Genomic DNA, 11547 nt, shown 5'->3' on the forward strand with positions numbered 1-11547 from the left:
AAACCTTGTCCTAAGACAACTCTAGACCGTGATATTGAAGTAATTCGGTGGTAGAATTGCGCCCGAAAAGTAAATTAATTACAGAATTAGCCATTTATTTTTGTAAAATTACCTATGTAAAGTGGGTTAAGTCACAGAAAGACAAGACATATAGGCTTTTGCCAAGTCATAAAATGACTAAAAATGGTGAAAGACTTACAGGATTGATGTAGTCATAAAAACCGCAAGTTTTGGCTAATTAAGAAGCGCCAAACACAGGTTCTACATCAAAAAGCAAACCAATTCGAATTGAAACAATACTTACCGGAGAGTATCTTCCATGAAAAAGACCAAAATCGTATGTACGATCGGCCCTAAAACAGAATCTGTAGAAAAACTAACTGAGCTAGTAGACGCAGGCATGAACGTTATGCGCCTTAACTTCTCTCACGGTGACTTCGCAGAGCACGGCACTCGTATTGCGAACTTCCGTTCAGTTATGGAAGCTAAAGGCGAGCAACTAGCTATCCTTCTAGACACTAAAGGTCCAGAAATCCGCACAATCAAACTAGAAGACGGCAACGACGTTGATCTAGTAGCGGGTCAAGAATTCACTTTCACAACTGATGCTTCAGTTGTAGGTAATAAAGACATCGTTGCTGTTACTTACCTAGGTTTCGCAGCAGACCTTACAGCAGGTAACACAATCCTAGTCGATGACGGCCTAATTGAAATGGAAGTTATCTCTACTTCTGAAACTGAAGTTAAGTGTAAAGTTCTTAACAACGGTGCTCTAGGCGAAAACAAAGGTGTTAACCTTCCTGGCGTATCTGTTCAGCTTCCAGCTCTTTCTGAGAAAGACAAAGCTGACCTTAAGTTTGGTTGTGAGCAAGGCGTTGATTTCGTTGCTGCTTCTTTCATCCGTAAAGAAGAAGATGTAAAAGAAATCCGTGCGCTTCTAAACGCTAACGGCGGCGAAAGCATCCACATCATCTCAAAAATTGAAAACCAAGAAGGTGTTGATAACTTCGATTCAATTCTTGAAGCTTCTGACGGCATCATGGTTGCTCGTGGCGACCTAGGTGTTGAAATCCCAGCTGAAGAAGTCATCTTCGCTCAGAAAATGATGATCGAGAAATGTAACCGTGCACGTAAAATGGTTATCACAGCAACTCAAATGCTAGATTCAATGATCAGCAACCCACGTCCTACTCGTGCTGAAGCGGGTGACGTTGCGAACGCAATCATGGATGGTACTGATGCTGTTATGCTTTCTGGTGAGACTGCGAAAGGTAAGTACCCAGTTGAAGCGGTAACTATCATGGCTCAAATCTCTAACCGTACTGACAGCGCTCTTAAAGCTGAGCTAGGTTCTCGTTTAGACAGCCCACGTCTTCGCATTACTGAAGCAGTATGTAAAGGCGCAGTAGACACAGCTGAAAAACTTGCAGCTCCACTAATCGTTGTTGCAACTGAAGGCGGTAAATCTGCACGTTCAGTACGTAAGTACTTCCCAACTGCAAACATTCTTGCTCTTACTACAAACAAGAAAACAGCAGCTCAGCTAGTACTAACGAAAGGTGTTAAGCCAGTTCTTGTTGATTCAATTGAAAGCACTGATGCTTTCTACATCAACGGTAAGAACATTGCTCTAGAATCTGGTCTAGGTAAGAAAGGCGACATCGTACTAATGGTTTCTGGTGCACTTGTAGCTTCAGGTACAACTAACACAGCTTCTGTTCACGTTCTATAAGAACTGCTTAGAATCTAGTGTTAAAAAAGAGAGCTTCGGCTCTCTTTTTTTTATGACGACACAAAATAACGATTTCACTGTTAGCTATCGCGACTTGATACCGCCGCTATCTTATCCCTGCCTTGATCTTTCGCTTTATACAACGCAATGTCCGCACGCTTATATGAGTCGGTACTGTTTTCAGTTAGGTCTGTATACCCACCACTGACCGTTACTGGCACGAGTTCACTCTCACTCACGGCGACACGCAATCTTTCAAGCACAGGTTCGGCTTCATCTCGATTCGTATTTGGCAAAATAATCGCAAACTCTTCACCACCAATTCGCGCAATGATATCCGTTTGCCTTAAGTTATCTTCAAGAATGGTCGCGACATTTCGAATCACTCGGTCCCCTTCATCATGGCCCTTTTCATCATTAACCATTTTGAAGAAATCAATATCAAACAAAGCAATACACACGGGAGAGCGCTCTTGGTAACGCCCAACTATTTGGGCATGATTAGACAAAGCCTGTTCAAACTTCCTACGATTAAAAAGCCCGGTCAATTCATCTTTTTCACTCAATAGACGCAAACGATCTTCTAACTGCTTACGCTCACTGATATCAACAAACGTTGTAATGTAATAGTCCACCTCTGACCTTAAGGTGTGTATCGCTTGAATACGGGTAATCAAGGTTGAGACTCCGCCTTGGCGATTCTTGATCTCAAATTCTCCTTCCCACTGATCTTGTGTTTTCAACTGTTGAATGACCCATTTCATCTTTTCAATCGTCTTTTGGTCACTCAGCAAGTCAAACACGCTTTGCTTTAACACACGCCGAGAGGTAAGCCCCGTCATTCTATTGAACTCTTGATTTACCATCACTACACGATGCTGTTTGTCTGTGATGATCACGGCAGACATTCCATCGATCGCGGCTCTAGCCAGTTTGCTTTCAAGGTTACGACGGTTGAAATGTAAAAATACAAAGACGGCGGGTAATGAGAAGAGCAGTAAGACAAGAAAAACCAACGCCACTTCACGGTACAGTTCCTTGAGGTCAGCAGATAAGCGGGACGCCAATGTTTCCTTGCTCGCTTCAACAATGATATAGAACGATTGAGTGTCAGCAACATCAAATTTCTTGTACGCATACAATACGCCCTCATCAAACTCATAGCCTGATGATCTATTTTGTATGTTTGACCAAACCTTCGGCTTACTGTCGGCAAGACTCACTCCCGCTTCCAGTTCTTCGACATGACCTGGAAGGTTGGTTTTGTGCTTATCTATATACAGACCTTTATCTGAAACAAGTTCCGGACGAAATTCGCTCCCAATATTAAAGTTGAATCGTGAAGATAGGTAACCAATGTCAATGTCAAGGTTAAGGATGAGGTAGCCCACCGTCTTATCCATTGTGATGATTGGGCTAATGATATGAAAAACGGGGGTACTCTCTGAAGAGGTCGAGTCAATTTCAAACTCAAGGTCAACTCCCCAAGAACCAACCTGATTAGAGGCCAATGACTGAGCCAAACGAATGAAATCTTCGTGACTATGATTTCCCAAAGCATCTGTCGTCGAAGTTCCCTCATTTAACGAGTCATAGGTGACGCCTACAAGCTCTTTGCCTAAATCATCGACATATCGAATGTGAGGAAACCACCTCTGGTGGATCATGGTCGATGACCATACTTTTTCCAACTGAGTTTTATTAAACAACGTCGGGGAAAGCACATAGTCATTCATGGCTTGATTGTTAGTCAGCAACTCAGCGATGGAGATCACCTGAGTTCGAATAAATCGATATTCCCGATAAGTATGGTTGACCTGATCCATAGCCTCTTCAATGCCTCGATCAAGGCTCTCTTGTTTAATCGTTTGGTATCGTTGAAAACCAAAGCTTAGAGAAACATAAGACAACACGAAGGTAGTGATGAGAAAAGGTAAGGCGGCGTTTAAGTACTTCATTTAGAGGCGAGTGGCTCCAACAGAAAACGGGGTGCTGAAAATAAAAAATGGCGCATGAAGCGCCACTTTCTCAAAAGTTGGAGGTTAGTTCCTTAACCTGTAAATCACATCCACTCTGTCTCGAATCACCAATGTTGAATCCTGATAACCGAGATTTTCAGTTTTTGCATCCATTGCCATCGAACGCATAAGAACAGGCTGAGAGTTCGGGACATTGTAGTCAATACGCCAAACGCTGCCAAGCTCTTGCCCAAACCCTTCGGCGAACGATTTAGCTTTCGCGTTCGCATCTTTAATTGCGGCCATTCGAGCTTGCTCTTGATACTTCGCTTCGTCTTTCACTTTCAAACGAATGGTATCAACCTGGTTAATTCCTTCACTTAAAGCAATGTCTAGGTACTTATTCAAATTAGCGAGATCATCAACTTTTACCGTCATAGTACGCGAGGCTCGATATCCGACTAGCTCTGGTTTGCCTTTTTTCGGGTAGTGGTATTGAGGGGTGAGATAAAGGTTTGAGCTGTTTATGCTTGCAGCGCTAACCCCCTCTTCTTTCAATTGCGTGATAAAGCCATTAACAACATTATCTACCATCTGCTTGGCTTGCTCAGCATTCATGGTTGATTCAACCACCTTCACTGTAAATTCAGCCATGTCAGGCGTTGCAGTCACTTCACCATAGCCTGTGGTAACCAAGTGTGGGAAATTTGGTGTATTGGCCAATGCCGAGAGGCTTACTAAGCTACTCAAAACGAGTGTTAAAATAGGTAACTTCATCATTTTACTCTACTACCCTGATAGAATTATCATCTACATAATAGGCAATGGGCAAAAATTGGCTACCTCTCCTACGATAACCTGACACAACTTTTACCTAAGCTTCTCTCTCACCTCTCATCGATCACTTATCTAAGTCTAAGATGGCCAAGCTTCTTTATCCAAAAGAGGAGGTAAAAAATTGACCGCAAATACTGATTTCACGGTTGAAAGCACGAGCTTTCATTACTCAATAAACAGCTTTGCTTAATGACACGATTAACTCTGAGTAAGTACCATCTATGATGTTATGAGGTATTGATAGAGAACGAACATTCAATCGAAGCTGGGGGGATTACTTAAAATTTGTTTTTATAGACACAAAAACGAGGCCCCCACCTTTAGTTAATAAAACTAAGACAGAAACCTCGTTAAGTTAAGATGTGCCTACAGTTAGAGTCGATTAGTCGACTTTATTTAAATGCACATCCATTTGAGGGAATGGGATTTCAATGTTGTTCTCATCCAGTGCAATCTTGATTGCTTTTAGAGAGTCAAAGTATACATCCCAGTACTCTGATGTTTTACACCATGGGCGCACAACGAAGTTTACAGAGGAATCAGCCAATGCACTCACACCCACTTGAATACCTGGTTCTTTAAGAATACGAGAGTCGGCTTCTAGTGTTTCACGAATCACCTTCTCTGTTTCTCTAAGGTCTGCGTTGTAAGACACACCAATCACGAAATCAATTCGACGAGTATCATGACGAGAATAGTTGGTAATTGGGCTTCCAATCACCGCACCGTTAGGAACAACGACCATTTTATTGTCTGGTGTCGTTAAGATAGTTTGGAAGATTTGAATAGAATCTACAGAGCCAGCTACGCCACCGATCTCAACGTAATCGCCTGACTTGAAAGGACGAAACGCAACAATCAACACACCCGCAGCAAAGTTTGACAGCGAGCCTTGAAGCGCAAGACCAACGGCTAAACCAGCGGCACCAATAACCGCTACCACAGAGGCCGTTTGAACACCCAATCGACCTAAAGCAGCAATTAGAACAATCACAAACAATAAGTAGCGAACCAAACCGTGAATAAACTCCACCACGGCTTTGTCCATTTTTTTCTTCTTCAGTACATTCGCCACGCTATTCGCGACGGCTTTCACGATAATGTTACCAATGAATAGAATGAGAAGGGCAGACAAAATGTTTACCCCATATTGAACAAACAGATCAGAGTTATTCGTAATCCATGTTTCAGCGTGTGCTATTCCATCAACCAAAGGCGTTTCAATGCCTGTTGAACCATCTGCCATAACTTAATCCTCTAAATTTACATCTAAAAATGCATCACCAATCTCAGCCATGTATCCCGAGTTCTGCTCATGGATTCACTTTGTCTGTGACTAGATCGCTAACTTAATTTTCTACGTACCGCAGTAAATACGCACAATGTCGTACGCTACTTAGCCAGGAACGCTTTATTTGATAACAACCTGTTACAGGTTACTCATGTTTATGATGTTTATCTAGATGAATTAATGCTTAAGATATGAATTTAGATATAAAAAAACCCGCCTAGAGACGGGTTTCTAAAACGATTAACGAAGACTAAATTATAGTACGTCGATAGCGTTAAGGTCAGCGAACGCTTTTTCTAGGCGAGTAACCATTGAAGATTGACCTGCACGTAGCCATACGCGTGGATCGTAGAACTTCTTGTTTGGTTGATCTTCGCCTTTAGGGTTACCAATTTGGCCCTGTAGGTAATCAAAGTTTTCAGCTGAGTAAGTACGGATACCGTCCCAAGTTGCCCACTGTGTATCAGTATCGATGTTCATTTTGATAACACCGTAGCCGATAGACTCTTGGATTTCTGCTTCAGAAGAACCAGAACCACCGTGGAATACGAAGTTTAGAGCGTTAGGTGCAATACCGAACTTCTCTGCACAGTAAGCTTGAGAATCACGTAGGATAGTTGGAGTCAGTACAACGTTACCAGCTTGGTAAACACCGTGTACGTTACCGAAAGAAGCCGCGATAGTGAAACGAGGGCTAACTGCATTTAGAACTTCGTAAGCGTAAGCAACGTCTTCAGGAGAAGTGTAAAGCTCAGATGCGTCCATATCAGAGTTATCAACGCCGTCTTCTTCACCACCAGTACAACCTAGTTCGATTTCTAGAGTCATGTTCATTTTAGCCATGCGCTCTAGGTATTTAGCACATGTTTCGATGTTCTCTTCTAGAGACTCTTCAGAAAGGTCAATCATGTGAGAAGAGAATAGAGGCTTACCAGTTTGTGCGAAGAACTCTTCACCAGCGTCTAGTAGACCGTCGATCCATGGAAGAAGTTTCTTAGCAGCGTGGTCAGTGTGCAGGATAACTGGAACACCGTAAGTCGCAGCAACAGCGTGTACGTATTTTGCACCCGCTACAGCGCCAAGGATTTGTGCACCTTGACCTTCAAGTTTTACGCCTTTACCAGCGAAGAAACCAGCACCACCGTTAGAGAACTGAACAACTACTGGCGCTTTTACTTTAGCAGCAGCTTCTAGAACACCGTTGATTGAATCAGTGTTAACTACGTTTACAGCAGGAAGTGCAAATTTGTTTTCTTTTGCTACTTCAAATACTTTCTGTACGTCATCACCAGAAATTACACCAGGTTTTACGAAATCGAAGATCTTAGACATGGGAAAAAGTCCTATTTATTCTGTCGTTTTAAAATTAAAAAACTAAAGTTTAAAAACTTGCAAACGTTTGCTCACAACGCGCGCATTGTATCAAACAAAGATAAAAAAAGCGGAAATATTTATTTCCGCTTTAAATGGTAATTACTTAGCACGCTCTTCAAGCATTGCTACAGCTGGAAGTACTTTTCCTTCAACAAACTCAAGGAAAGCGCCGCCGCCAGTAGAGATGTAAGAAACGTCAGCTTTAATACCGAACTTGTCGATAGCTGCTAGCGTGTCACCACCGCCGGCTACAGAGAAACCTGCAGATTCAGCGATTGCTTTAGAAATGCCCGCAGTACCCGCTTCAAAGTTTTTGAATTCGAATACGCCTACAGGGCCGTTCCAAAGGATAGTTTTTGCGTTGCCAATGATTTCAGCCAATGCCGCTGTTGAATCAGGACCAAGGTCGAAAATCATGTCATCGTCTTGAACTTCAGAAACGTGCTTGATTTCAGCTTCTGCGTTTTCGTCGAATGCTTTAGCACACGCAACGTCAGTCGCGACTGGAATTGCACACTCTTTCATTAGCTTTTTCGCCGTTTCAACTAGGTCTGCTTCGTAAAGAGACTTACCTACGTTGTGACCTTCAGCTGCGATGAATGTGTTCGCGATACCACCGCCAACAACCAGTTGGTCAGCGATTTTAGAAAGAGATTCTAGAACAGTCAGTTTAGTCGATACTTTTGAACCACCAACGATTGCAACTAATGGACGAGCTGGGTTGTCCATTGCTTTGCCAAGCGCTTCAAGCTCAGCAGCAAGAAGAGGACCAGCACACGCTACAGGAGCGTGAGTACCTACGCCGTGTGTAGAAGCTTGAGCACGGTGAGCAGTACCGAATGCGTCCATCACGAAAATGTCACATAGGGCAGCGTACTTTTTAGAAAGTGCTTCTTCGTTCTTCTTTTCGCCTTTGTTAAAACGAACGTTTTCAAGAACAACAAGCTCACCAGCGTTTAGCTCTAGGCCGTCTAGGTAATCTTTAGCCAGTTTAACGTCGCAATCTAGTGCATCGTTTAGGTAGTTAACAACAGGAGCTAGAGAGAACTCTTCGTTGTATTCGCCTTCAGTCGGACGACCCAGGTGAGAAGTAACCATTACTTTAGCGCCAGCTTCTAGGCAGCGCTTGATTGTAGGTAATGATGCAAGAATACGTGCATCTGAAGTTACTTTACCGTCTTTTACTGGCACGTTAAGGTCAGCACGGATGAAAATGCGTTTACCTGCAAGTTCCAGGTCAGTCATCTTGATTACAGACATGTTTGTCCTCTCAAATTATTTAATAAATAAGTTTTTGGAAACCCGGCAACCCTGCCGAGCCTAATAATTCTTCAAACTGGTACTTATATGGAGATACTACCTATTTATTTCAAGCTTAGAAATAAAGTTTCTCCAAGGCATCCTTACCATCCTATTGATCGAACTTAGATGCCTGCATTGCGAGCGCGGTATCCAGCATGCGGTTCGCAAAGCCCCATTCGTTGTCGCACCACACCAGCATCTTAACGAGATGCCCATTGCTCACTCGAGTTTGAGAACCATCGACAATCGCGCTATGAGGATCGTGATTAAAATCGATAGAAACGAGCGGCGCTTCAGTATAGTCAACAATGCCATCTAATGTACACTGAGATGCGTCTAAAATGGATTGATTTACGTCATTAACTTTCACATTTGTAGTAATTGTGACACTTAAGTCCATTGCTGTAACGTTTACTGTGGGAACTCTTACAGAAATCGCCTCAAATTTGTTAGAAAATTTCGGGAAAATACGTTCGATACCTTTATGCAATTTCGTATCGACAGGAATGATCGACTGACTTGCCGAGCGTGTTCTGCGTAAGTCACTATGATAGGCGTCGATCACTTGTTGATCGTTCATGGAAGAGTGAATGGTCGTGATCGTGCCAGACTCAATGCCGAAGTGTTCATCTAGGACTTTGATGATCGGGACGATGCAATTGGTGGTGCAGGATCCATTCGATACGATTCGATCACTCTGCTTGAGAGTTTCATGGTTCACGCCATAAATGATCGTGTTATCAAGATCGTTATCTCCAGGGTGAGAAAACAGCACCTTTTTTGCACCCGCTGCAATGTGCGCTTCGCCATCCGCGCGGCAACCAAAAACCCCTGTACAATCAAGAACAAGATCAACATCAAGATCGCGCCATGGTAGCAATTCAATGTCTGCAAGATGAAGGATTCGGATTGAATCCATCGTCTTATCACTATGATGGATATAGATATGTTCTTGATCATTACTGACCTTTTTGCCAAATCGACCGTGACTAGTATCGTATTGAAGCAAATGTGCCATCGCATCTGGCTGAGCTAACTCATTAACGGCAACAATCTTTATTTGTTGATTTTTATTGCTTTCATACAGTGCTCGTAGGACATTGCGACCGATTCGGCCAAATCCATTGATCGCTACTTTTAACATACCCAGACTCACGTGATTGGTGGACTTTGCATGTTAACCAAGGCAATGGATCGACGCAACGATCTCGTCGTTTATCGCCCATTTAATTCATCGCTGCCAGCTTGGCAACAACAAGAAAAGAGTGGTGCGCATCCAGTGCAAATAAATCCATTGAATCAACGCGCTATTCAATGGATCCAGAATATAAACTAGGGAGTGACGTTACTACCATAGACAGCGTTATAGGCTTCGTCTTCTAATTGCTTGCGTACGATGCTACCCAATTCTGATGCAGCACCACTCCCGCCTTCCAGAAACTCAGCCATGTTAAAATCTTCACCATAAGCCATCACGTTCAGCTTATCATCCAGCTTCAATTGAGAGCCTTCTAGTGAACCTCCGATGTATAAACCTTTGTTTGCCGATACCATCAGTTGTTGAATGCCTTTGGCTCCACCAATCGCTTTGCCACTGACGCCCAAACCAATTGTTGTATCCGCAGAGCCTCCCACTCCAATCCGACCTTCGAAGACCTTTGTTAATGCATCTTGGCTCAGTACCGCACCAATGCCGTTGAATGACTGGATACCCGCTAGCAATCCAAACTGAACACTGCTCATTTTGACAAAAACAGGAGCACTCCATCGGTGATCAGTGCGTAAAAACATCACGCCTTTGCCCCATTGTGCCCCCAGTAGAAAGCCAGCCTGGTATCCTTTGGGAATAATGACAACGGCTCTCGCAACACCCGATAAACCGCGGACGGCTTCCCAATGCTCTTTAGTAAGAAACTCATCCACATTCAATTCAACGTGGTCTACGAGCTGTTCTGCTTTATTCAATTGAGTGTCTGACGCGTTGGCTTGGTGAGAAAATACAGTGAAGATAATCGCGATTAGCGCGCTCAAAGCGTAATACACCGCTTGTCGCTTATGTTGTGGGATGTAAGATAACGAATTCATAGACAGTTCCTAGCATTGAGGTTAAATCCATTCTGTCATCAAGATTTCGATAGGTTAAATTAGGAACTATTCATAATTTGAATAAATGAGATTTCAATGAGAGAAACTATCGATTAAATGTGGCAACACTCATCATGGGTGCCATTTGAAAACATCACCACAACTATCACCCAACAGGCACTGTTTAGCCCAATATAAAGAGGCAAGCGTTGTGTCTTTTTCATAAAGCAATGTTCATAAAGCAATGTTCATAAAGCGTTTTTCATAAATCCTGCAGTCGTTTCACTGAAAACCACTCATACGCACTTGATAGTTAGGGATATTCTTCAATCTCGTGATCTGCCTCGACTAATATCGACACGCCATTTGAGCCACGGCAATAACATATTGCATAGTGATACCAGTGATGCTGATACATTGACGAAATCCATCTTTGGCTGTTTCTAACCTATTTTTTCAACCAGAGAAGGACTGCACTATGTCATACCCAGCAACTCACTTTTGTAAACAATGCGATCAAGAAACTAAGCACGGTGAAGTCCTCGTACGCAAGCCTAGCAGCTACGATACGCAGACGACTATGCGAGGTCGAATCTTACTTTTCTTGAGAGAGTTCATTAACGGCGGGCATTACTACAACATGGATCGTTACGTGACATGTAAAACGTGTGGTCATCGAGAACTCGACAACAAAGGGAATGAATTCGCATAATGAACGCATTAAAAAACCGAGCTTAGTGCTCGGTTTTTCTTTTGATTGCTAAAGCTTTACTCTTCGCTTTCATCATCTTCTTCATCAACCAGAGCATCTTCACCCATATCCCCCTTACACTCGAGTTACTGTTGAATATTGTGATAGCGTTTGTAAAGCAGTGGATTGGAGCGAGCACCGAGAAGCTTAGCTACTTTCGAGTGAGTCACTATATCCACTAATTCTTTAATTTGGGTCGTTTAGCTTGAATAGGTTT

General features: G+C 42.9%; 10 protein-coding genes. 3 read left to right on the forward strand and 7 right to left on the reverse strand.

What is annotated here, in order from left to right:
- Window positions 1-319 precede the first annotated feature (319 nt).
- Complete coding sequence (gene pykF, locus BCU12_RS17025; RefSeq protein WP_102405443.1) at window positions 320-1732, forward strand: pyruvate kinase PykF; 1413 nt, start codon at window positions 320-322, stop codon at window positions 1730-1732.
- An 80-nt stretch (window positions 1733-1812) separates the two neighbouring features.
- Here the strand turns inward: pykF and BCU12_RS17030 are convergent, their stop codons facing one another.
- The 6 genes from BCU12_RS17030 to epd all read right to left on the reverse strand — a co-directional run bounded on the left by BCU12_RS17030 (window position 1813) and on the right by epd (window position 9638).
- The gene (locus BCU12_RS17030) at window positions 1813-3690 is read right to left on the reverse strand and encodes a sensor domain-containing diguanylate cyclase (RefSeq protein ID WP_102405444.1); all 1878 of its coding nucleotides are present in this window, start codon (window positions 3688-3690) and stop codon (window positions 1813-1815) included.
- Window positions 3691-3774: 84 nt separating this feature from the next.
- Complete coding sequence (locus BCU12_RS17035; RefSeq protein WP_102405445.1) at window positions 3775-4470, reverse strand: oxidative stress defense protein; 696 nt, start codon at window positions 4468-4470, stop codon at window positions 3775-3777.
- Between the two features lie 439 nt (window positions 4471-4909).
- Window positions 4910-5773: a small-conductance mechanosensitive channel MscS gene (mscS, locus tag BCU12_RS17040; RefSeq protein WP_102405446.1), complete on the reverse strand. Its 864-nt coding sequence runs from the start codon at window positions 5771-5773 to the stop codon at window positions 4910-4912.
- Between the two features lie 300 nt (window positions 5774-6073).
- Window positions 6074-7150 carry a class II fructose-bisphosphate aldolase gene (fbaA, locus tag BCU12_RS17045; RefSeq protein ID WP_102405447.1) on the reverse strand — a complete coding sequence of 359 codons (1077 nt, stop codon included), beginning with the start codon at window positions 7148-7150 and terminating at the stop codon, window positions 6074-6076.
- Window positions 7151-7291: 141 nt separating this feature from the next.
- Window positions 7292-8452, reverse strand: coding sequence for a phosphoglycerate kinase (locus tag BCU12_RS17050; protein ID WP_102405448.1), 1161 nt, complete (start codon window positions 8450-8452; stop codon window positions 7292-7294).
- A 151-nt stretch (window positions 8453-8603) separates the two neighbouring features.
- On the reverse strand, window positions 8604-9638 hold the full coding sequence (gene epd, locus BCU12_RS17055; protein ID WP_102405449.1) for an erythrose-4-phosphate dehydrogenase: 1035 nt from the start codon (window positions 9636-9638) through the stop codon (window positions 8604-8606).
- A 30-nt stretch (window positions 9639-9668) separates the two neighbouring features.
- On the opposite strand from epd, the gene BCU12_RS23340 reads away from it, so the two are divergent.
- Window positions 9669-9830, forward strand: coding sequence for a hypothetical protein (locus BCU12_RS23340; protein ID WP_157939886.1), 162 nt, complete (start codon window positions 9669-9671; stop codon window positions 9828-9830).
- Here the strand turns inward: BCU12_RS23340 and BCU12_RS17060 are convergent.
- On the reverse strand, window positions 9827-10579 hold the full coding sequence (locus BCU12_RS17060; protein ID WP_102405450.1) for a lipid-binding SYLF domain-containing protein: 753 nt from the start codon (window positions 10577-10579) through the stop codon (window positions 9827-9829). The two genes, BCU12_RS23340 and BCU12_RS17060, sit on opposite strands and share 4 nt — an antisense overlap.
- Before the next feature lie 478 nt (window positions 10580-11057).
- On the opposite strand from BCU12_RS17060, the gene BCU12_RS17065 reads away from it, so the two are divergent.
- On the forward strand, window positions 11058-11291 hold the full coding sequence (locus tag BCU12_RS17065; RefSeq protein ID WP_102405451.1) for a hypothetical protein: 234 nt from the start codon (window positions 11058-11060) through the stop codon (window positions 11289-11291).
- Window positions 11292-11547 lie beyond the last annotated feature (256 nt).

It is taken from the genome of Vibrio sp. 10N.261.55.A7 (genome assembly GCF_002877365.1).
Lineage (GTDB): Bacteria > Pseudomonadota > Gammaproteobacteria > Enterobacterales > Vibrionaceae > Vibrio.